The organism is Candidatus Photodesmus blepharonis (assembly GCF_000731795.2).
GTDB lineage: Bacteria > Pseudomonadota > Gammaproteobacteria > Enterobacterales > Vibrionaceae > Vibrio > Vibrio blepharonis.
On the sequence record NZ_JGVK01000001.1, the window covers coordinates 1 to 21,750 of the forward strand.

Genomic DNA, 21,750 nt, shown 5'->3' on the forward strand with positions numbered 1-21,750 from the left:
GCGGGTTCGAATCCCGTCCACTCCGCCACTTTACTTGTGAACGGGCTTCTCTTATTCTTATTCCTCTAATGAGATATTGTTGTAGTGAATGATATGCTTAAGTATATTTTTGATGTTGCCTGAATTTGATCCAACTAAGTTGCCTGATTCTATATATTTAGTGCCTCCTGAAAAATCAGTCAAAATAGCTCCAGATTCTCTTGCTATCAATTCGCCGGCAGCGATTTGCCAAAATTTTAAGCCTAGTTGAAAATACCCGTCAAAACGCCCAGCTGCAAGATAACACAGATCTAAAGCAGATGAACCAGTGCAACGTAAATCCGCGGAGTTTATCATTAAGGATGATATTGTTTTTATATATGATTCACAATATTTTTGTTTCTCAAATGAAAAACCGGTAGCAATTATACTTCCTTTGATTTTTTTAAACTCTTTAACGCGAATACGTGTATTGTTTAATTGGGCGCCACAACCACGCTGGGCTGTGAATAGTTCGTTACGTATTGGATCATAAACACACGCAAACTCTGTTCTATCTTTTATGCGAACTGCTATGGATATAGAAAAATGTGGTAATTTTTTTTCAAAGTTTTTGCTTCCACTTATTGGAACAATAATCCAACACACATGCTTTTTTTTACCTTTAAGGAAACCACTTTCTTCACTAAAAATTGAGTGTTCAGGGTACGAATTTTTGATGTTGTTTACAATGATCGCTTCTGCTTTTTTCTCAGAAATCAATTTTTTTATGTTTTTTTGAGTTAGCTCAATTCTTTCATGTTCTGATAATGAGTTAGCAATGTAATTACCTGCTTTTCGTGTAGCCCGTACTACAATGTTGAGTATTGGATGCATATATTTTTCCCAGCATTTTAAAGAACGAAAAAATAGGAGTAGTCTATCAGAATTTAAATTTTAAAGATAATAGACTAGAAATTATTTTGAAATGCTACTTATCGGTGAATATGTATTTGATATCCCGATAATTTTCCTTGAAATTTTATAAAAATTCAGAAGGTGAATAAGTAATGAACTTTAACTTAACTGGACTGTTCTATACCAGGATTAATTTGAAGCTATAATCATTCTTAATAAAATTCTTCTTTTTCCGATCTTCTCTAGCCATATACTTGACTATTTTAATCAGGTATGCAATTATCATTAATATATAATTTTTTAGCATAGTGTGATATGAAACTTACATCCAGGGAAAGGTATGCTGTAACGGCCATGTTAGATGTGGCTTTACATTCAGAAGAAGTTCCAGTTCCTTTAGCAGATATATCAATCCGTCAAGGCATTTCTCTTTCTTACTTAGAGCAATTATTTCTAAGATTGCGTCAGGCGGGATTAGTTGTTAGTACTCGTGGACCTGCTGGAGGATATCAGCTAGGTGTTGATGGACGTAAAATTGCAATTAGAAGCGTTCTTCTCGCAGTGGATGGATCTCTTGACGTAACGAAATGTAGCGGGAAAGGCGATTGTCAAAATGGTCTTCTTTGTTTAACGCATGTTTTCTGGTTAAATTTAAACTCACGTATAAATGGATTTTTAGACAGTATTACGATTGGTGAACTTATGACCAATAATGAAGTATTGAAGATTTCGGAACGTCAAAATGTCGATTTGATAGCCAATCGCAATTTTTCGGGCAGTAGTATATAGTACTGATTTATTTTACACTAATATTCGCTCCTAACAATAGTCTTTACTTTGGAGTATTAAAATGAAGTTTCCTATTTATTTCGATTATTCAGCTACTTGTCCTGTTGATCCGCGTGTAGCTGAAAAAATGGTTCAATATATGACTATTGATGGTGCTTTTGGTAATCCTGCTTCTCGTTCTCATCGTTATGGTTGGCAGGCTGAAGAAGCAGTTGACGTGGCTCGTGAGCAAATTGCTAATTTATTAAATGCTGATCCGCGTGAGATTATTTTTACATCAGGTGCGACTGAATCTGATAATCTTGCCATTAAAGGTATCGCTCATTTCTATTCTGAAAAAGGTAAGCATATTGTTACATCTAAAACAGAACATAAGGCTGTTCTTGATCCATGTCGTAAGCTTGAACATGAAGGTTTCGAAGTAACTTATCTAGAGCCTAAAGCGAATGGTATTCTTGATTTAGACGAGCTCAGGGCTGCTATTCGTAAAGATACTGTTCTTGTCTCTATTATGCATGTAAATAATGAGATAGGTGTAATTCAAGATATTGCCGCTATTGGTGATCTATGTCGTGAGCATAATACTATTTTCCATGTTGATGCTGCACAATCTGCAGGAAAACTCCCTATTGATGTACAGAAAATAAAAGCAGATTTAATCTCGTTATCTGCACATAAAATTTATGGACCAAAAGGCATTGGTGCATTATATGTTCGTCGTAAACCGCGTATTCGTCTAGAAGCTCAAATACACGGAGGTGGTCATGAACGTGGTTTTCGCTCTGGTACCTTGGCTACTCATCAAGTTGTTGGAATGGGAGAAGCTTTTCGTATTGCAGCAAAGGATATGGGTAAAGATTTAAATCATGCGAAAGAGTTACGTGATCGTTTGCTTAACGGCATTAAAGATATAGAGGCAGTGACTATTAATGGTGATTTAAAACAACGTTTAGCGAATAATTTAAATATTAGTTTTGCTTTTGTAGAAGGTGAATCTTTGCTCATGTCTTTAAAAGATCTGGCTGTTTCTTCTGGTAGCGCATGTACTTCAGTTAGTCTAGAACCTTCATATGTATTACGTGCTTTAGGTCTAGATGATGAACTTGCGCATAGCTCAGTTCGCTTTTCCTTTGGTCGTTTTACGACAATTGAAGAGATCGATTATGCGGTATCTCAAATTCGTGTTGCAGTGGACAAATTGCGTGATATGTCACCTTTATGGGATATGTATAAAGACGGCGTTGATCTGAGTGCTGTAAAATGGGCTCATCACTAATTTCTTAAGAATTTAATTTCTAGGTGCATGTTATGGCGTATAGTAAAAAAGTAATTGATCATTATGAGAACCCGCGTAATGTTGGTTCCCTTGATAAGAAAGATCCAAATGTTGGTAGTGGTATGATTGGAGCTCCAGCTTGTGGTGATGTTATGAAGTTGCAAATCAAGGTAACACCGGAAGGTATTATCGAAGATGCAAAGTTTAAGACTTATGGTTGTGGTAGTGCAATTGCCTCTAGTTCGTTAGTTACAGAGTGGGTAAAAGGAAAAAGTATTGATGAAGCGATTTCAATTAGAAATGTTGAGATTGCTGAGGAGCTAGAACTGCCTCCTGTGAAAGTGCATTGTTCTATTTTAGCTGAGGATGCAATTAAAGCAGCTATTGCAGATTATAGAAAAAAACGTATGATCGATAATTGAGAAGCAACTGATTTTTTTATAAATTTAAGGTAAGACGTTCTCCCATGGCTATCACAATAACAGAAACGGCAGCAACACGAATTAAGGCTTTTTTAAAAAACAGAGGTAAGGGCATAGGTTTGCGTTTAGGAGTAAAAACGACTGGTTGTTCTGGTATGGCTTATTTTTTGGAGTTTGCCGATATGCTTAATGTGGAGGATAAAATTTTTGAACATATGGGAGTTAAAGTGATAGTCGATCCTAAAAGTTTAATTTATCTTGATGGTACTGAGCTTAGTTATGTTAAAAAGGGATTAAATGAAGGTTTTGAATTCAACAATCCAAATGTTAAAGACGAATGTGGTTGTGGTGAAAGTTTTAGAGTTTAGTTTTTCTTATTTTTTAAACAGTAAGCTAACTACACTTTAAATTATTCATAAGATAGGGTTGTTCTGTCAATGAATTATTTTGAGTTGTTTGATTTGCCAATTCAGTTTCGTTTAGACAATGCTCTTCTTTCTTCAAAATTTAGGATGTTGCAGAAGCGTTTTCATCCGGATAAGTTTGTGCTTGCTTCGGAACAAGAACGTCTGAAGTCTTTACAGAAAGCTTTGCAAATTAATGACGCATATCAAGTGTTGAGATATCCGCTTTCGCGTGCTGAGTACTTGTTGTTGCAGAATGGTTTTGGAATCAATGATCGGAAGATGATCCAAAATCCCGCATTTTTAATAAAACAAACGGAATTATACGAAGAACTGGAAGAGGTACTTCTTAATCCGGAAGGTAAGGACGCTTTGCTTGAGTTCTATAGAAAAGTTAGTAAGAGTTACAAACAGCATTTGATGTTAATGGAGAAAGAGTTAGATGCTGCTTTGTGGATAAATGCTATGGAAAGTTTAAAAAAACTTCAGTTTATTGCTAAGTTTAAAAGTAGGATTGAACAACGAATAGAAGATAAATCATTTGGTTATTGACTAAATAAGGATTTGTTATTGTGTTACTTAAAATTGAAGAACCAAATCAAAGTGGTATTTTACGTAGGCACAAGTTTGCTGCAGGAATTGATTTTGGCACAACAAATTCTTTGATTGCTTCTGTAAAGGAAGGTGAGGCTAGGGTTCTTTTGGATTCTGAAAACCGAGGTATCTTACCTTCAATAGTTAATTACGCTTCGGGAGAGTTGTTAGTTGGTCATAACGCAAAAGAAAGGGCTAAAATTGAATCTAAAAATACCATCTTTTCCATCAAGCGCTTGGTTGGGCGATCGTTTGATGATATTCAGAATTGTTATCCATTATTGCCTTATACTTTGAAAAAAGGTGAGAGTGGGTTGCCTATTTTAGAAACAAATCAGGGTGATAAAAGTCCAGTCGAGATCTCATCTGAAATTCTTAAAGTTCTTGGCAAGCGTGCTGAAGAGAGATTAGGTGGTGAGCTTTCTGGCGTTGTTATTACTGTGCCAGCTTACTTTGATGATATTCAACGTATGTGTATAAAAAATGCTGCTAATTTAGCTGGTCTTCGTGTATTACGTTTGCTCAATGAACCAACTGCAGCTGCGCTTGCTTATGGTTTAGACTCAGGCCGAGAAGGTGTTATAGCTGTTTATGATCTCGGTGGTGGTACATTTGACATTTCTATTTTGCGTTTATCCAAAGGTGTTTTTGAAGTTTTAGCAACAATGGGTGATTCTGCTTTAGGTGGTGATGATTTTGACAACTTGGTTGCTGAATATTTTCAAGCTAAAGCAAATTTAAAAGGTAAACTATCCTCTGAACAAAAGCGTGAATTGCTTGATATTGCAATTGATGCAAAAACGCGTTTATCTTATGTTGATTTTGTTGAAGTATCGATTTTCGGGTGGATTGGAACTTTTACTTGCGAAGAATTTAATGCTCTCATTCAACCCCTTGTGAAAAAAACCTTAATTTTGTGTTCTAAAGCGTTGAAAGACGCAGAAGTGGATATCAGTAGAGTAATAGAAGTAGTTATGGTTGGGGGTTCGACTCGCATTCCATTAGTACTTCAAATGGTTGGTGATTTTTTAAATTGTGTCCCGTTGACTAGTATTAATCCTGATGAAACAGTAGCGATTGGTGCTGCGATTCAAGCTGATCTTTTAGTAGGTAATCGATCTGATTTAGAAGTGTTGTTATTGGATGTCATTCCTCTATCTCTTGGCATTGAAACTGTAGGAGGTGTAGTTGAAAAAATTATTCCACGTAATACAATAGTTCCAGTTGCTCGAGCACAAGAGTTTACGACGTATAAAAACGCTCAAACAGCGATGACGATTCATGTCGTTCAAGGTGAGCGCGAAATGGCTGACGGTTGTCGTTCGTTAGCCAGATTTACCTTAAAGAAGATTCCTTCTATGACGGCAGGTGCTGCGAAGATTCGAGTGATTTACCAAGTCGATGCTGATGGCCTGTTGTCTGTAACAGCTACGGAAAAAAGTAGTGGTGTAAAAGCTGATATTCAAGTTAAGCCATCTTATGGTCTGGGTTATACGGAAGCAATAAGTATGCTAAAAGATTCGGTAATTAACGCTAAAGAAGATGCGGATGCCCGTGCGTTTGCTGAACAAAGGGTAGCAGCTAGAGGTATTATTGAAGCCCTTGTTGCAGCAATGAAAGCTGATGCTGAAGTATTGTTATCATCCGAAGAAAAGAAACACTTATCGTGTCAGATTCAAAAGTTAATCACGCTTTGTGATAATGGTAATGCTAGTGAAATTGAGAGAGGTATTAAGGAGTTAGATAAAGCAAGTCAAAAGTTTGCTTCAAGTCGTATAGAACAATCGATTCGATCAGTTCTTTTAGGTCATTCGATTGATGATATTTGAGAGGCAAATATGCCTAAGATTATTGTATTACCGCATTCAGAACTTTGTCCTGAAGGTGCAGTTTTAGAAGCTAAGTCAGGCGAAAGTATTCTTGATGTGGCTTTAGAAAACGCTATAGATATTCCGCATGCTTGTGAAAAGTCTTGTGCATGTACCACATGCCATATTGTGATTCGTGAAGGTTTTGATTCTTTAGAGATAAGTGATGAATTAGAAGATGATATGCTGGATAGAGCGTGGGGACTTGAACCAGAGTCTCGACTTAGTTGTCAAGCTAAGGTATTGGACGAGGATCTTGTTATAGAAATTCCAAAATATACAGTGAATTATGTGTTAGATAACTATTAGTCATTTTAAATTCTTGTGAAGTGCATTTTTTGTAAGAATTGTACAAATAAGGGAGGGAGGTACCATAATGAACTGGAAAGATTCACGTGATATTGCGATTGAATTACACAATTTGTTTCCTGATGTTGATCCTAAAACAGTTCGTTTAACTGATCTATATCAGTGGGTTCTAGACTTAAATGATTTTGATGGCAAACCTGATCACTCAAGCGAAAAAATTTTAGAGGCAATTTTGTTATGTTGGATGAAGCTGGAAAAATCTAATTCTTAGTAAGGTTATGAGTTTTGGATTTGGAATGCGAGGATGATTACTTAATTTAGAGCTCTTTGACGAATTTACTGTGTTACAGTTTACGCGTGATCGCATTGATTCATTCACTGTTTCTTGTTTTATTCTAAAGAGGGAAGTAGCTATGTTAACAACAATGCCTGTGCATATTACTTGCAGGCCTGCAAAGCCTCAGTGGGGGAAAAATGCTTTTTTGTCGTTTTCTGAGAGTAGTGCAACAATTCATTTGAATAAGCATCATAATTACAGTGTTATTCAACTTGCTGCTCGTAAGTTGTGTAATTTGGGTATTTTATCTGTTTCTCTTCGAGGAGAAGGTTGGGATTTAGAAAATATTTGGATATTTCATCAAAGCTATTATAGTCCTCAAAATAGGAATCTTCTAAAATGGAATTTATTCTCGGAAGTCGAAAAAAAGGAACTTGAATCTCGAATAAAAGTAACTAATTGGACTCGTGATATTACTAATAAGAGTGCAGAAGAGGTGACTCCATATAGATTGGCAACTATGGTTGTTGAATTTATTAAGTCTGTTGCACCAGAGGGTATGGTTACAGCAAAAATGGTGAAAGACAAAAATTTACTAATTGAGAATTGGCAAGGTATTTACGCAGTTGGTCGAGGTTCAAAACAAATTTCTGTAATGTTGCAACTTGATTATAATCCTACTTTCGATGTAAATGCTCCTGTTTTTTCTTGTTTAGTTGGAAAAGGAATTACTTTTGATTCAGGTGGTTATAGTTTAAAATCCTCTGCTCTTATGAGTAGTATGAAAGCGGATATGGGAGGTTCAGGAATAATTGCTGGTGCTCTTGCTTTAGCAATTATGCGTGGTTTAAAGAAGCGAGTGAAGCTTATTTTATGTTGCGCAGAAAATATGATATCTGGTAAAGCTATTAAACTAGGTGATATAATCTCCTATAAAAATGGTAAAACTGTCGAGATTATGGATACGGATGCAGAAGGTCGTTTGGTTTTGGCTGATGGTCTTCTGTATGCTAGCGAACAAAATCCTGAGATGATTATCGATTGTGCAACTTTAACGGGTTCTGCTAAAAGTGCTTTGGGTAATGATTATCATGCATTATTGAGTTTTGATGAGGAATTCTCGGATCGAGCTTTAACTATAGCTCAAGAGGAAAAAGAGGGCTTGTGGCGTTTACCATTGGCTGATTTCCATCGTGGGATGCTTGTTTCTAATTTTGCTGATTTGTCTAATATTAACGGTGATAATTTTTTTCAAGATGCAAGTGTTGCAGCAGCATTTCTTTCTTATTTTGTTGATAATTATAAAAAAAAGTGGTTGCATTTTGATTGTTCTGGAGCTTATCGTAAAGTGGCGAGCGATATCTTGGCTGCAGGTGCAACAGGTATGGGGGTGAGAACTATTGCTCAGATTATCACAAACGGTTAAACATCAGTATTATTTTTGAGGTTTGTTTATGGTAGAAGAAAAGGATATCTTGTGAATTTGGAAAGAACGTTGTCTATAATTAAGCCTGATGCAGTAAAAAGGAATTTAATTGGTGCAATTTATCATCGTATTGAAAAAGCAGGTTTGTGTATTATTGCAGCTAAAATGCTTCGTTTAAATGAGAAACAGGTACTTGGCTTTTATACTGAGCATCAAGATAAATTTTATTATCCTCAACTTAAAGAGTTCATGATTTCTGGTCCTATTATGGTTCAAATCTTGGAAGGTAGAAACGCGGTTGCTTGCTATCGTGAGTTAATTGGAAAAATGAATCCAGAAGAGGCTGCATGTGGTACTATCCGATCCGATTATGCTTTGAGTACACGTTGTAATTCTGTACATGGATCAGATAATCTAGAATCTGCTGTTCGTGAAATTGAATTTTTTTTTCCTGTATCTGAAATTTATCCACATTAATTTACTTAACGTTTAGTTATGTTGCGTGTTATCAAAGTAGTTTTTCGTTTTGCCAAATAGGGGATATATGCTTGTATAAGGTCAATTTATTTGATTTTGATCGAGAAGCTCTGCGTGCTTTTTTCGTTAAAGAGCTTGGTGAGCAGGCGTTTCGAGCTGAACAGGTGATGAAATGGATCTATCATTTCGGAGTGGATGATTTTGATGAAATGACTGACATTGGTAAAAAACTGAGTGAGAAATTACGTTATAGATGTGAAATTCAAGCACCCTCTATTTCTAAAACGCAACACTCTCGTGATGGTACTATAAAATGGATGATGAGCGTAGGTGATCAGTGTGTTGAAACTGTGTATATTCCAGAAAATAATCGTTTTACGTTATGTGTTTCTTCTCAGGTAGGTTGTACACTGGGATGTAAGTTTTGTTCGACAGCACAGCAGGGATTTAATCGCAACTTGAAAGTATCTGAAATTATTGGACAAGTTTGGCGTGCAACGCAGGAAATTAGCGTAAAGAAAAAGAAGAAGTTCAGATTTCAACCGATCACCAATGTGGTCATGATGGGTATGGGTGAACCTCTTCTCAATGTTAAAAATCTTTTTCCAGCCTTGAGTTTAATGTTGGACGATTTTGGTTTTGGTTTATCGAAACGTCACGTAACGGTTTCAACTTCTGGTATTGTGTCAGGTCTTAATCAAATGATTGGTAAAGTAGATGTGGCTTTAGCTATTTCGTTGCATGCGCCCAATAACAAGTTACGTAGTACTATCATGCCTGTTAATAAACGTTGGAACATTCAGCATATTCTTGCATCAGTTCGTCGTTATATTGCATTTTCAAATGCTAATCGTGGTAAGGTGACAGTTGAATATGTACTTTTGAATTCTATAAATGACAGTGTAGAGCATGCGCATGAGCTTGCTTTGTTGATGAAGGACACTCCGTGTAAAATCAATTTGATTTCGTTTAATAGATATCCAGGTTCTTGTTATAATAAAACAAGTAACTCTCGTATTGCGAATTTTAAAAAAAAGCTGATGGAGCATAATTATATAGTTACGGTACGAAAAACTCGTGGTGATGATATTAATGCCGCATGTGGTCAATTAGTTGGAGATGTGATTGATAAAACGAAGTAGGCTAAATGACTACTAGGTTTGACTTAGGTTTTGACGTGTTCTTTTTCGTTATATAGAGTTCATATAATTAAGGCCAGAACACGGCTCTTATTTTAATCGTTTGAAAAAATTTGACGTTTATTTTTAATCTTTATTGTTTAAGTATTAATAATCTATTTTAAATTTAAAATTAATCTAATATAGTCTATTTTCGTCAATGATAGATAAAGTATCCTGAAAAAATATTGGTTTTTTAGTATTTGAGTAGCCGGAGGCAATGATTCAGTGAATAAATTAGACTTATAGAATGAGTAAGAAAAATACAAAAAGAAGCATGCAAAATAATGAGTAATGAGCAAGTAGTTGTAAGCGAAGAACAAAAAAAAGTGAGACCTGGAACTTTACTAAAAGTACGTCGTAAAGAGCTTGGATTATCTCAAAAACAAATTGCTGATCGCTTGCGGTTGCGTTTATCTGTTATTAAAAATATTGAAGAAAATAATTTTAACTTTGGTCAGGTGTTCACTTTTATTCGTGGTTACTTACGTTCTTATTCTAAAGTTGTAGGGTTGAATGAATCTCTTGTATTGAACGCTTTAGATGATTGTACTGATATTAAATATCAAGAGTATGAAATGTTCAGTTTTTCGGAGAAAACTAGGCGAGAACGTCATGATACTCGGATCATGAGTCTTACGTGGGGAATATCTATTGTCGTTATTAGCATTTCAGTTTTTTGGTGGTGGCAAAATCAACAAGATGATAAAGATAAACCCATCAGCATTAGCAAAAATGGAGAACTCGCACTACAGAAGGTTGATGAGAATTTAAATTCTACTAAAAATCTGGAACTACTTTCTCAGGTTCTTTCTGATGGAACTATTCCTTCTTATTCAATCGAAAACACTACGATTAAAGAGGTTCCTATAATTTCTGAATACGATGAAGAAGCACTTATTGTATCTTTTCAAAAAGATTGCTGGATTCAAATAAAAGATTCTCAGAACAAAGTGTTATCAACAGGTGTTAAAAAAGCTGGACAAAGGTTGGAAATAATTGGATCCCTACCATTTAGTGTTGTTTTAGGTGTACCAGAAGGCGTTTCTATGACATTTGCAAATGAATCTATTGACTTGTCAAAGTACGCTGTGGGTACTGTTGCTCGTTTTACTCTACCTTAGAAACTTAAATTATGTTGCAATATAACCCGTGTATTAAACGTCGTCCATCGAGGCGCATTTATATTGGTAGTGTTCCAATTGGTGATAATGCTCCCATTGCAGTACAGTCTATGACCAATACAAAAACTACAGATGTTGATGCAACTATTTCTCAAATTTGTGCTTTAGAAAAAGCTGGTGCAGATATTGTTCGTGTTTCTATACCTACAATGAATGCGGCTGAGGCTTTTAGAACAATTAAGCAAAAAGTTTCTATTCCATTGGTTGCTGATATTCATTTTGATTATCGTATTGCTCTTAAAGCATCGCAATATGGTGCGGATTGCTTACGTATTAATCCTGGTAATATTGGCAATGAAAGACGTATTCGCTCTGTTGTCGATTGTGCTCGCGATAAAAATATTCCGATCCGAATTGGCGTAAATGGAGGTTCGCTTGAAAAAGATATCTACCTGAAGTATGGAAAGCTAACACCATCTGCTTTAATTGAATCAGCAATGAGGCATGTTGATATGCTTGATCGTTTTGATTTTAATCAATTTAAGGTCAGTGTAAAAGCGTCCAATGTTTTTTTAGCTATTGATTCATACCGTTTATTAGCGAAGGAAATAGATCAACCGCTGCATTTAGGGATTACGGAAGCTGGTGGGTTGCGTGCTGGTACTGTAAAATCTTCCGTTGGTTTAGGTATACTGCTTGCTGAAGGAATCGGTGACACCTTGCGTATTTCATTAGCGGCGGATCCTGTTGAAGAGATAAAAGTTGGTTTTGATATCCTAAAATCATTACATATTCGTTCACGTGGTATTAATTTTATCGCCTGTCCAGGTTGTTCTCGTCAAGAATTTGACGTAGTTAAAACGGTTAGTGCGTTGGAGCGTCGTCTTGAAGATATTATCACTTCGATGCATGTTTCTATTATTGGCTGCGTAGTTAATGGTCCAGGTGAAGCACAAATCTCGCATTTAGGAATAGTAGGCAACAGTAAAAAGAGCGCTTTTTACGAGGATGGAAAACATCAACGAGAGCGCTTGGATAATAGCGATCTTGTCGATAAGTTAGAAGAGAAGATCCGTATTAAAGCTTTAATGCTTGATCAGAATAACCGCATCAATATAAATCAGATCGAATCCAGTTAATTAAATTATATTACGGTAAGTATTGTGGAAAAAATTATCCAAGCGGTTCGAGGTATGAGTGATTGTCTTCCAGAAGAATGCCCCCTTTGGCGAAAAGTGGAAGATGTAATTAAAAATATAATTGGTACCTATGGCTATAGCGAAGTGCGTATACCAATAGTTGAGAGAACGCATTTATTCAGACGCGCTATCGGTGAAGTTACTGATGTAGTTGAAAAAGAAATGTATTCTTTTAGAGATTTGAACAGTGAAAATTTAACTTTACGTCCTGAAGGTACTGCTGGTTGCGTGCGAGCCGCTATAGAGAACAGTTTATTATATAATCAGGAACAGCGATTATGGTACATTGGACCGATGTTTCGTTATGAGCGTCCGCAAAAGGGTCGTTATCGTCAATTTCATCAATTTGGTGTTGAGGTATTTGGTCTAAATGGTCCTAATATTGATGCTGAATTGATTATGATATCTGCGCATATTTGGCGTGAGTTGGGTATTGATAAGCATGTGCGTTTAGAAGTGAATTCTATCGGTTCTTTAGAAGTGCGTAAGAAACACAGGATCGCATTAGTTTCATATTTTAAAAGACATGTTGATATGTTAGACGAGGACTGTAAACGTCGTTTGCACACTAATCCGCTACGTATTTTTGATACTAAAAATACTGATGTTCAAAAAATTTTAGGTGATGCTCCTTGTCTTTCTGAATATTTAGATGAAGGTTCTAAACAACATCTTATTGGTTTATGTAAATTTCTAGATGCAGCAGGTATTGCATATACAGTTAATGAACGTTTAGTTCGCGGATTGAATTACTATAATCGTACTGTCTTTGAGTGGATAACTGATACCTTAGGTTCGCAAGGTACTCTTTGTGGTGGTGGTCGTTACGATAACTTAGTTGAGCAACTTGGAGGTAAATCGACATGTGCTGTGGGCTTTGCTATGGGACTTGAGCGTCTAATTTTAATGTTAAAGAAGCTGGAGTTGACTCAGGTTTGTCCTAGTGTTGATGTGTATATCGTAACTATTGGTGAAGATTCTATGGTAGTAAGTATGCAGCTGGCTGTACAGCTGCGTAAAGAATTACCAGCTCTTCGAATAATGAATCATTTTAGTGGTGGTAGTTTTAAGAAACAGTTGAAACGTGCAGACAAAGTTGGTGCAACTATTGCCCTTATTCTTGGCGAAGAAGAAATAAAAAAAGAAACAGTAGTAGTAAAGGATCTTATTAATGGTGCACAAAATATATATTCTCAAAGCGAAGTAGCAAAGTACTTGGCTAAGTTAAGTCGGTAAGTATAAATCCTAAAGTGCTTGTTTAAGAGGTATAGAAGACGGTGGATCTTGACAATTGTCGGGGAAAAAATATTGAAGTAATCAAGTATTTTTTGAAAAAATATAGAAAAATAGTGTTTTTTAGCCTGATAGTTATTCTAGGTGTTTTATTTAGTTGGTTTATTTATCTAGATTCAGCACGTATGGAACAAAAAAATATTTCTAAAGCATATATGAACGTGATTACTTTACCAGAACCTTTAAATGCGAACGCAGAGACAAAAATCAAAAGTTTTATTCATGCTAATAAAAATTCTGAATACTCAGTGTTAGCGGCACTTAAATCAGCTAAGTTGCAAATTGAAGCACTTAATCTACCTAAGGCGTTATCAGAATTGCAGTGGGCAAAGGCTAATACTAGAGATTCATTATTAAAATCAATAATTTCATATCGTCTTGCTCGTATTCAAACTGAACAGAGGAATTTTGATTCTGCTATTATGGAGTTAGAAAACATTAAAGATATTAGTTGGAAAAGTCGAGTGAAAGAGCTTCATGGCGATATTTTTTTAGGTAAAGGTGATAGAGGGGCTGCCTATGAAATGTATAGAAAAGCTCAAAGTCTAGGGGGTATGAATCCAATTTTAAAAATGAAGTTAGATGATTTAGCGAAGTAAGGGTATTCGTTGATGAGAAAATTGTTTAGCAATGAGCTGATCTTCGTAGTTTTCCTTCAAGTAATTGTGGGATGTGCTGGCACAGAGGGTACATTTGTTCCAAAAGTACAAAGTAGCTTTATCCCAATTGAGGAATGGACAGTTTCTGTTGGTCAGGGTGTAGGGCATCACTTTTCTAAATTAACCCCTAAGTATGCTTATGGTAAAATTTACGTTGCAAGTCGGTCGGGTTTGATCAAAGCGTTAAACCCTGAAGATGGTGCTACATTGTGGGAAAATAATCTTGAGAGAGATATTTCAGCACGTCTATCTGGTGGTATTAGCGCGGCATACAGTAAATTATTTATCGGTACTGAAAATGGTCAGCTGATAGCATTAGATGTAGAATGCGGTAAATTGATCTGGTTTACTGATGTTGGTGGTGAAGTGTTATCTAGTCCTGTAACTGATAGTAATATGGTTATAGTAAATACGAACAGAGGCGCTTTAGTTGCACTAGAGCAAGATAGTGGTAAAAAAAAGTGGACAGTTCAGACTGATGTTCCAAGTTTAACTTTGCGCGGAGATAGTACTCCAGTGGCTATTTGGGGAACTGTCTTTTGGGGAACTGCTGATGGTTATTTAGCAGCGGCTACGCTTGAACAAGGGGAGTTAATCTGGAGGAAAATTGTCAGTTTGCCTCAGGGAGGTACAGAAATTAGCCGTCTTGTAGATGTAGATTCATTACCATTAGTTTTGGGCAACAATTTATTTGCAGTTGGTATCAACGGAAAGTTGGTTGCTGTTGATTTATATTCTGGACAGCTGATCTGGAAACGCACTTACTCTTCTGCGATTGATTTAGTGAGCGATGGTAGCCGAATATTTATTGTAACGGATATAGATCGCCTGGTGGCGGTCGATCCTCAAAGCGGGGCAGAGATTTGGAAAAATCATCAACTAAGTAATCGTTTGTTGACATCTCCTAAAATTATTAACGGATATCTCGTTGTTGGTGATAATGAAGGATATTTACATTGGATCGATCGGAAAAATGGTGAATTAATTGCTCAACAGATGGTTGATGACAGTGGTTTCGCAGTAGGGCCGATTGAAATTCCTGGTGGTTATGTGCTGATTACTCGTAATGGGAACTTAAAGAAATTGGCGATTAACTAATAAATTTTTTTCTGTCTATCCTCGAATAAAGAAAGTGGGGGAGAGAGCTTTAAAAAATTAAAGTTTAATTTTATGATCAAATAGGAGTGATCGTTAGTTAACGCGGAAAATTATAGAGGTTTTGTATGGTACCTGTTGTGGCTCTTGTTGGACGTTCAAACGTAGGTAAATCTACTCTATTCAACCGATTGACTAATACTCGCGATGCATTAGTTGCTGATTTTCCAGGTTTGACACGTGATCGTCAGTATGGTCGAGCTGAGTTTGGCGAACATAGATTTATTGTAGTTGATACTGGAGGTGTTGATAGCAAAGGAAGTATGGAAACTAAAATCGCAGAGCAATCATTTATTGCAATAAATGAAGCTGATATTGTACTTTTCATGGTAGATGTGCGTTCAGGTTTGATGGTAGAAGATAAAGAAATTTTGCAGCGTTTGCGTCGTATCGGAAAAAGAGTGATGCTTGTGGCAAACAAAGTAGATGGTGTGAATGTTGAGGTAGCAATAACAGAGTTTTGTCAATTGGGTCTTCAGAATATATACCCAATTTCTGCTAGTCAATCTCATGGTATAGAAAAACTTGTTGATTCTCTCTCAAGTCTATTTATTAAAGAGTGCCAAGAGAGTCAGCTTGAAAACTTACAACAAGATCAGCCAATAAAGCTGGCTGTTATTGGTCGTCCCAATGTAGGTAAATCAACTTTGATAAATCGTATTTTAGGAGAAGATCGTGTAGTTGTTTGCGACTTACCAGGAACCACAAGAGATTCTATCTATATCCCAATGTGCTATAATGGATGTAAGTATATTTTGATAGATACTGCTGGTGTACGTCGTCGTAAGTGTGTCAATGAGATAGTTGAAAGGTTTTCAGTAATTAAGACACTGAAAGCAGTTGAAAGTGCTAATGTTGTTTTGTTTATTATTGATGCTTATGAGAGCATTTCCGATCAGGACTTAAGTCTACTTGGTTTTACGTTGAATACTGGTTGTTCAATTGTGATCGTTATGAACAAATGGGATACTTTGAATACTGATATGAAGAAGCATGTTAAAAGAGAGCTCGAACGTCGTTTACGCTTCGTTAATTTTGTTCGTATTCACTTTATTTCAGCGTTACACCGAACAGGACTCACAAGCTTATTTAAATCCGTGCGAGAGGCTTATGAAGTAGCAACGACTCGTGTTGGAACTGCATCGTTGACTCGCATTATGAAAATGGCAATTGATAATCATCGATTGCCTATGGTACGTGGTCGTCGTGTAAAACTAAAATATGCACATGCTGGCGGTTATAATCCACCAATTATAGTAATTCATGGTAATTTAGTTGATACTATACCGTTATCATATAAGCGATACCTAATGAATTATTATCGTAAGTCATTGAATATTGTAGGTACGCCAATTCGTGTTCAATTCAAAAATAGTAAAAACCCATTTAATGTTAGAGCAAGTAAGTAGGAGGGAGACGTTGGAAAAGTACGAAAGATTTTATCGGAGCTAAGAAAAAAGCTGAATTAATTATTGTTTCAATTTCTTGTTTTTAAAGACTCAGTTTGTTTTTTTAAAAGTCAATTTACAGTTGATCTAATTTCTCCGTCTATCAGTTGTGTCCTCAGTTTGTCTCCTGTTTTTAAACTTTGCCAAGAGGTGACTACATCACCTTGTGCTGTTTGTGTAATTGAATAACCACGTCTTAGTGTTGCTAGAGGACTGAGTGCTTCCAATTTTTCTAAAGTCAAAGACAGCTTATGCTGGATATTGAGCGACTTTTTATCCATGCTGCCCAGCAACCTTTGTACGGTACGAGTTAACCGAACTTTCTGTTGTTCAAGTTGTTTGCTCGGAGTATGTAGTTGTAAAAGGTACTGTCTATGTTTTATTTTTTGTTCACAGTAAGAAAGATATTGCTTAATGTAGTTCTCTAAACGATTTGTTAGGATATCTAGTTGTTGATTTTGTTTATGGATTTGATAATTCGGATGTTGTTTTTCAATCCGATGCGTGGATTGTGTTAACAGCTGCTTTTTAATCGATAGGTAGTGATGAATTGTATTTGACAATTTATGACATAAGTGAGCTAACATTTCATTTTTATTATCTTTGCTGGAACTGACTAACTCTGCTGCTGCAGAGGGAGTTGGAGCTCGCATATCAGCAACAAAGTCGGTGATCGTAATATCTGTTTCATGACCAACTGCACTGATTATTGGAATCTGGCTAGAAGCAATGATACGTGCCAAGGCTTCGTTATTAAAACACCATAAGTCTTCTAGGGAACCACCACCACGTCCAAGAATAATTAGATCGCACTCGTTACGTATATTAGCCTGTTTGATCATTTTTCCTATTTGTATTTCTGCACCATTTCCTTGTACCATGGTAGGATAGATCACTATAGATAAGCTTGGATCACGACGCTTTAGTATATCAAGTATATCAAAGAGTGCAGCTCCAGTACTTGAAGTTACTACACCAATACATTTGGGATGCTTGGGAAAAGGTTTTTTATTGCTTTGGGCAAAAAGCCCTTCTTTCTCTAGCTTTATTTTTAATTCATAAAACTGCTGTTGTAATTGACCATAACCTTCTGGTTGCATATTTTCAATTATCAACTGATAATCTCCACGAGGTTCGTAAAGAGAAAGATGAGCTTTAACTAAAATTTGCTTGCCATTCTTAGGCTTGAAAGTAACACTTCGGTTATTTCCTTTGAACATAGCGCACTTGACTTGAGCATTAGAGTCTTTGAGTGTAAAATACCAGTGACCGGATACTGGTATAGAAAAGTTTGATATTTCTCCTACCAACCAAACAGTTCCTATTTCTTCAATCAATGAGCGAACTTTAGAATTTAATTGCGAAACAGTGAAGATGTTTTTATTTTTTATCGCAGGCAGCACAAACTCGTTATCCTCAATAGATTTCATCTAAATGCGAAGGGGAATTCTCTAACATATGGCAATAAAACACAAATAAAAATTTAAAAAATTATAGCAAAGGAATCGTGCTGTATGTATAATCAATGTGAAGTTTTAAACGGCAGCTTTGTTGTGGGATGTTGCAAATGCTAAGAATCGTAAAAGAAGCCTTGACTTTTGATGATGTTTTACTTGTCCCAGCGCGATCTGCTGTTCTTCCAGTTTCTGCTGATCTTCGAACGCAGCTTACTCAAAACATCTTGTTAAATATTCCTATAATTTCGGCCTCGATGGATACCGTTACAGAGGCGCGCTTAGCGATTGCGCTTGCTCAAGAAGGTGGTATCGGTTTCATTCATAAGAATATGTCAATTGAACGCCAAGCAGAACAGGTTCATTTGGTGAAAATTTTTGAGGCTGGTATGGTATCTTCTCCTGTAACTGTACCTCCGAATGCCACAGTTGGAGACGTTATAGCCTTAACCAAAAGACATGGTTTTGCAGGTTTTCCCGTTGTCACTAAAAACAATGAGTTGGTTGGTATTATAACTGGTCGTGATACTCGTTTTATTACTGATCTTTCTAAGAAAGTAGAAGCAGTTATGACACCTAAAAAATCTTTAGTAGCCGTCAAAGAAGGCGCGTCTCGAAAAAATGTTGAAGAAAAAATGCATAGTGCGCGCGTAGAGAAAGTTTTAGTGGTCAATGGTAAATTTCAACTAACTGGTATGATAACAGCGAAAGACTTTCATAAAGCAGAACGTAAACCAAATGCCTGCAAGGATTCGCAAGGTTGTCTGCGTGTTGGTGCAGCAGTTAGCGCAAGTATAGGTAATGAAGAGCGTGTTGAGGCGTTAGTTGCGGCAGGTGTTGATGTGTTATTAATCGATTCTTCACATGGGCATTCTGAAGGTGTTTTGAACTGTATTCGCGAAATACGTGTTGCCTACCCAAATTTGGATATTATCGGTGGTAATGTTGCGACAGCTTCTGGTACTAAGGCGTTGATTGACGCAGGTGTAAATGCAGTAAAAGTTGGTATCGGACCTGGTTCCATTTGTACTACTCGAATTGTGACTGGTGTTGGAATCCCTCAAATTACAGCTATTTCTGATGCCGCATCAGTAGCTGATGAATATGGTGTGCCTATTATAGCAGATGGTGGTGTTCGATTTTCTGGAGATCTTTGCAAAGCGATAGTGGCAGGTGCATCATCTGTAATGGTGGGTTCAATGTTTGCTGGTACTGAAGAGGCTCCAGGAGAAATTACTCTATATCAAGGTCGGTCTTACAAGGTATATCGGGGTATGGGATCACTAGGTGCTATGTCTCAGGGTTCTTCAGATCGTTATTTTCAGTCTAGTAACTTAACTGAGAAGCTCGTTCCGGAAGGTATTGAAGGTCGTATCGCTTACAAAGGTCATTTAAAAGAAATAGTTTATCAGCAAATGGGGGGGCTTCGTTCGAGTATGGGTTTAACAGGTTCTGCTACCATTGAAGAGATGCGTACTAAAGTTGAATTTGTTCGAATTTCGGGTGCAGGTATGGAAGAATCGCATGTACATGACGTTCAAATCACAAAAGAAGCGCCTAACTATCGCTTGGGCTAATAATTTTTGGTAGATTACGGTTTGTTTTGCTTATTGAAGTGCAATTTTTTGATACGTCAACACTTAATTTTAATTTAATATATTAAGATATTAGCCAAATGCTCTTAATTTCTTGAATATTTAATTAAAAGAAGAGAGAATGCTCTTAGTTCCATCTGCCTGGATAAACTTTTTAAAATGATTAAAGATATTTATAAGCAACGTATTCTAGTTTTGGATTTTGGTTCCCAGTATACGCAATTGATAGCCCGTCGTATTCGTGAGATTGGTGTTTATTGCGAGGTTTTTAATTGTGATGTAAAAAAGTCAGATATCTGTAAATTTGATCCGAAGGGTATTATTTTATCTGGTGGGCCTGATAGCGTAGGAAGAAAAGATTCTCTAAGTGCTCCGGAATATATTTTTTCCTGTGGTATTCCGATTTTTGGTATATGCTATGGGATGCATCTTATAGCTAAACAGTTTGGTGGAAAAGTTATGGGTACTGGAGAACGTGAGTTTGGTCATGCTTCCATCAAAATTACCAATACGTCTTCCCTTTTTAAAGATCTTGATGAAATTCAAGATGTTTGGATGAGTCATGCTGATCAAGTTGTTGAGATTCCTGTTCAGTTTGCCCAGATTGCGCAGACTGACACTTGTTTTTATGGAGCAATGGCAGATGAAGAGAGGAGATATTATGGTGTGCAATTTCATCCAGAAGTGACTCACACTAAGAATGGTATCCAAATTCTAAAAAATTTTGTGGTAGGTATATGTGGTTGTGAGCGTAAATGGAAACCTAGGTTTATTATTGATAATGCTATCGCCCGTATTAGAGACCAAGTAGGTGATGATGAAGTAGTTCTCGCCTTGTCTGGTGGCGTTGATTCTTCTGTTGTAGCAGCACTTTTGAATCTAGCTATCGGTACTAAATTGACGTGTGTGTTTGTTGATAATGGTCTTTTGCGTTTAAATGAATCAGAGAAAGTAATGGAGATATTTAGTAGCCAGTCATTTTCTATGAATATTATTCACGTTAGTGCTGAAAATCGTTTTCTTGAGGCTTTAAGAGGTAAGCTTGATCCAGAAGAAAAACGCAAAATTATTGGTAAAGTTTTCATTGATATTTTTAATGAAGAATCTAAAAAATTAAAAAATGCTAGATGGTTAGCCCAAGGTACGATTCATCCAGATGTCGTTGAGTCTGCTGCTTCTGAAACAGGCAAAGCGCAAATGATTAAATCACACCACAATGTTGCTGGTCTTCCCGATGACATGGATATGAATCTTATTGAGCCTTTACGTGAATTATTCAAAGATGAGGTCCGTAGAATTGGCCTAGAATTAGGTGTTCCCTATAATGTTCTTTATCGCCATCCGTTTCCAGGTCCAGGTTTGGGCGTTCGTATTCTCGGTGAAATTAGGAAGGAGCATTGTGATTTATTACGTCTCGCAGATGCTATTTTTATCGAAGAGCTTTATTCTTGGGGTTTATACTACAAGGTTTCTCAAGCATTTGCAGTATTTTTACCTATCCGTTCTGTTGGTATTATGGGTGATGCTCGTAAGTATGACTGGGTCATTTCATTACGTGCTATTGAAACTGTTGATTTTATGACAGCACGTTGGGCATGTTTACCGTATGATTTTCTGAGTAAAGTTTCTAACCGAATTATAAATGAAGTAGAAGGAATTTCGCGTGTTGTTTATGATATTTCTGGAAAGCCGCCATCAACTATTGAGTGGGAGTGAAGAAAATAACTTGATGAATTCTTTACGTTTATTCTTTAATCTTCACTTGTTCATTATTTTTGTTGTAGAATCACTTCGCTCGCGTTATATAATTTGTATCTGATACTTTTGTATCTTGTTTTAACTGAAGAATAATAGAGGAGGATTGTTTTGAGAATACTTAAATCTTTGAAGGAAATGGTATGTAAATGCATATTTCATATAGAGAGCA

At 36.4% G+C, this 21,750-nt stretch carries 21 protein-coding genes; 19 read left to right on the forward strand and 2 right to left on the reverse strand.

Annotated elements, in window-relative coordinates; genetic code table 11:
• Positions 1–57: 57 nt before the first annotated feature.
• Complete coding sequence (locus CF67_RS00005; protein WP_034412834.1) at positions 58–855, reverse strand: inositol monophosphatase family protein; 798 nt, start codon at positions 853–855, stop codon at positions 58–60.
• Positions 856–1,191: 336 nt separating this feature from the next.
• Here CF67_RS00005 and CF67_RS00010 point away from each other — a divergent pair, with 336 nt between their 5' ends.
• From CF67_RS00010 to der, 17 genes are all read left to right on the forward strand, one after another.
• On the forward strand, positions 1,192–1,665 hold the full coding sequence (locus tag CF67_RS00010; RefSeq protein ID WP_034412837.1) for an Rrf2 family transcriptional regulator: 474 nt from the start codon (positions 1,192–1,194) through the stop codon (positions 1,663–1,665).
• A 61-nt stretch (positions 1,666–1,726) separates the two neighbouring features.
• On the forward strand, positions 1,727–2,941 hold the full coding sequence (locus CF67_RS00015; protein WP_034412839.1) for an IscS subfamily cysteine desulfurase: 1,215 nt from the start codon (positions 1,727–1,729) through the stop codon (positions 2,939–2,941).
• Between the two features lie 32 nt (positions 2,942–2,973).
• Positions 2,974–3,363, forward strand: a complete 390-nt coding sequence (gene iscU, locus CF67_RS00020; protein WP_034412841.1) for a Fe-S cluster assembly scaffold IscU — start codon at positions 2,974–2,976, stop codon at positions 3,361–3,363.
• A 44-nt stretch (positions 3,364–3,407) separates the two neighbouring features.
• Positions 3,408–3,731 (forward strand): iron-sulfur cluster assembly protein IscA, encoded by a 324-nt coding sequence (gene iscA, locus CF67_RS00025; protein ID WP_034412843.1) that lies wholly within the window; start codon positions 3,408–3,410, stop codon positions 3,729–3,731.
• A 69-nt stretch (positions 3,732–3,800) separates the two neighbouring features.
• On the forward strand, positions 3,801–4,319 hold the full coding sequence (hscB, locus tag CF67_RS00030; RefSeq protein ID WP_034412845.1) for a Fe-S protein assembly co-chaperone HscB: 519 nt from the start codon (positions 3,801–3,803) through the stop codon (positions 4,317–4,319).
• A 17-nt stretch (positions 4,320–4,336) separates the two neighbouring features.
• Positions 4,337–6,190, forward strand: a complete 1,854-nt coding sequence (gene hscA, locus CF67_RS00035; protein WP_034412847.1) for a Fe-S protein assembly chaperone HscA — start codon at positions 4,337–4,339, stop codon at positions 6,188–6,190.
• A gap of 9 nt (positions 6,191–6,199) precedes the next feature.
• Positions 6,200–6,538, forward strand: coding sequence for an ISC system 2Fe-2S type ferredoxin (gene fdx / locus CF67_RS00040; RefSeq protein ID WP_034412849.1), 339 nt, complete (start codon positions 6,200–6,202; stop codon positions 6,536–6,538).
• A 67-nt stretch (positions 6,539–6,605) separates the two neighbouring features.
• Positions 6,606–6,809 carry a Fe-S cluster assembly protein IscX gene (gene iscX, locus CF67_RS00045; protein ID WP_034412852.1) on the forward strand — a complete coding sequence of 68 codons (204 nt, stop codon included), beginning with the start codon at positions 6,606–6,608 and terminating at the stop codon, positions 6,807–6,809.
• Between the two features lie 142 nt (positions 6,810–6,951).
• Positions 6,952–8,241: an aminopeptidase PepB gene (gene pepB, locus CF67_RS00050; RefSeq protein ID WP_034412978.1), complete on the forward strand. Its 1,290-nt coding sequence runs from the start codon at positions 6,952–6,954 to the stop codon at positions 8,239–8,241.
• A gap of 51 nt (positions 8,242–8,292) precedes the next feature.
• Positions 8,293–8,718 carry a nucleoside-diphosphate kinase gene (gene ndk, locus CF67_RS00055; RefSeq protein ID WP_034412854.1) on the forward strand — a complete coding sequence of 142 codons (426 nt, stop codon included), beginning with the start codon at positions 8,293–8,295 and terminating at the stop codon, positions 8,716–8,718.
• A 65-nt stretch (positions 8,719–8,783) separates the two neighbouring features.
• Positions 8,784–9,860 carry a dual-specificity RNA methyltransferase RlmN gene (rlmN, locus tag CF67_RS00060; protein WP_034412980.1) on the forward strand — a complete coding sequence of 359 codons (1,077 nt, stop codon included), beginning with the start codon at positions 8,784–8,786 and terminating at the stop codon, positions 9,858–9,860.
• A gap of 323 nt (positions 9,861–10,183) precedes the next feature.
• Positions 10,184–11,020: a RodZ domain-containing protein gene (locus CF67_RS00065; protein WP_034412856.1), complete on the forward strand. Its 837-nt coding sequence runs from the start codon at positions 10,184–10,186 to the stop codon at positions 11,018–11,020.
• A gap of 14 nt (positions 11,021–11,034) precedes the next feature.
• A complete protein-coding gene (ispG, locus tag CF67_RS00070; protein ID WP_034412982.1) occupies positions 11,035–12,159 on the forward strand; it encodes a flavodoxin-dependent (E)-4-hydroxy-3-methylbut-2-enyl-diphosphate synthase in 1,125 nt (374 codons plus the stop codon).
• A 24-nt stretch (positions 12,160–12,183) separates the two neighbouring features.
• Positions 12,184–13,455 carry a histidine--tRNA ligase gene (gene hisS / locus CF67_RS00075; RefSeq protein WP_034412858.1) on the forward strand — a complete coding sequence of 424 codons (1,272 nt, stop codon included), beginning with the start codon at positions 12,184–12,186 and terminating at the stop codon, positions 13,453–13,455.
• Between the two features lie 41 nt (positions 13,456–13,496).
• Entirely contained in the window at positions 13,497–14,111 is a 615-nt protein-coding gene (locus CF67_RS00080; protein WP_034412860.1) for a YfgM family protein, read from the forward strand.
• Positions 14,112–14,123: 12 nt separating this feature from the next.
• Positions 14,124–15,269 (forward strand): outer membrane protein assembly factor BamB, encoded by a 1,146-nt coding sequence (gene bamB / locus CF67_RS00085; RefSeq protein ID WP_034412862.1) that lies wholly within the window; start codon positions 14,124–14,126, stop codon positions 15,267–15,269.
• A 125-nt stretch (positions 15,270–15,394) separates the two neighbouring features.
• Positions 15,395–16,735, forward strand: coding sequence for a ribosome biogenesis GTPase Der (gene der, locus CF67_RS00090; RefSeq protein WP_034412984.1), 1,341 nt, complete (start codon positions 15,395–15,397; stop codon positions 16,733–16,735).
• A 110-nt stretch (positions 16,736–16,845) separates the two neighbouring features.
• Here der and xseA read toward each other — a convergent pair whose 3' ends face one another.
• Complete coding sequence (gene xseA / locus CF67_RS00095; protein WP_034412986.1) at positions 16,846–18,174, reverse strand: exodeoxyribonuclease VII large subunit; 1,329 nt, start codon at positions 18,172–18,174, stop codon at positions 16,846–16,848.
• Positions 18,175–18,341: 167 nt separating this feature from the next.
• Here xseA and guaB point away from each other — a divergent pair, with 167 nt between their 5' ends.
• Both guaB and guaA read left to right on the forward strand, forming a co-directional pair.
• A complete protein-coding gene (gene guaB, locus CF67_RS00100; protein ID WP_034412864.1) occupies positions 18,342–19,805 on the forward strand; it encodes an IMP dehydrogenase in 1,464 nt (487 codons plus the stop codon).
• Positions 19,806–19,982: 177 nt separating this feature from the next.
• Positions 19,983–21,539, forward strand: coding sequence for a glutamine-hydrolyzing GMP synthase (gene guaA / locus CF67_RS00105; protein ID WP_034412865.1), 1,557 nt, complete (start codon positions 19,983–19,985; stop codon positions 21,537–21,539).
• Positions 21,540–21,750 lie beyond the last annotated feature (211 nt).

What these genes read in the sequence shown, in the direction of transcription:
- pepB (WP_034412978.1), top strand. Translation starts at nt 6,952, where the DNA reads ATGTTAACAACAATGCCTGTGCATATTACTTGCAGGCCTGCAAAGCCT.
- hscB (WP_034412845.1), top strand. Translation starts at nt 3,801, where the DNA reads ATGAATTATTTTGAGTTGTTTGATTTGCCAATTCAGTTTCGTTTAGAC.
- guaA (WP_034412865.1), top strand. Translation starts at nt 19,983, where the DNA reads ATGATTAAAGATATTTATAAGCAACGTATTCTAGTTTTGGATTTTGGT.
- iscA (WP_034412843.1), top strand. Translation starts at nt 3,408, where the DNA reads ATGGCTATCACAATAACAGAAACGGCAGCAACACGAATTAAGGCTTTT.
- CF67_RS00065 (WP_034412856.1), top strand. Translation starts at nt 10,184, where the DNA reads ATGAGTAATGAGCAAGTAGTTGTAAGCGAAGAACAAAAAAAAGTGAGA.
- iscU (WP_034412841.1), top strand. Translation starts at nt 2,974, where the DNA reads ATGGCGTATAGTAAAAAAGTAATTGATCATTATGAGAACCCGCGTAAT.
- iscX (WP_034412852.1), top strand. Translation starts at nt 6,606, where the DNA reads ATGAACTGGAAAGATTCACGTGATATTGCGATTGAATTACACAATTTG.
- der (WP_034412984.1), top strand. Translation starts at nt 15,395, where the DNA reads ATGGTACCTGTTGTGGCTCTTGTTGGACGTTCAAACGTAGGTAAATCT.
- CF67_RS00015 (WP_034412839.1), top strand. Translation starts at nt 1,727, where the DNA reads ATGAAGTTTCCTATTTATTTCGATTATTCAGCTACTTGTCCTGTTGAT.
- fdx (WP_034412849.1), top strand. Translation starts at nt 6,200, where the DNA reads ATGCCTAAGATTATTGTATTACCGCATTCAGAACTTTGTCCTGAAGGT.
- bamB (WP_034412862.1), top strand. Translation starts at nt 14,124, where the DNA reads ATGAGAAAATTGTTTAGCAATGAGCTGATCTTCGTAGTTTTCCTTCAA.
- guaB (WP_034412864.1), top strand. Translation starts at nt 18,342, where the DNA reads ATGCTAAGAATCGTAAAAGAAGCCTTGACTTTTGATGATGTTTTACTT.
- CF67_RS00010 (WP_034412837.1), top strand. Translation starts at nt 1,192, where the DNA reads ATGAAACTTACATCCAGGGAAAGGTATGCTGTAACGGCCATGTTAGAT.
- CF67_RS00005 (WP_034412834.1), bottom strand. Translation starts at nt 855, where the DNA reads ATGCATCCAATACTCAACATTGTAGTACGGGCTACACGAAAAGCAGGT.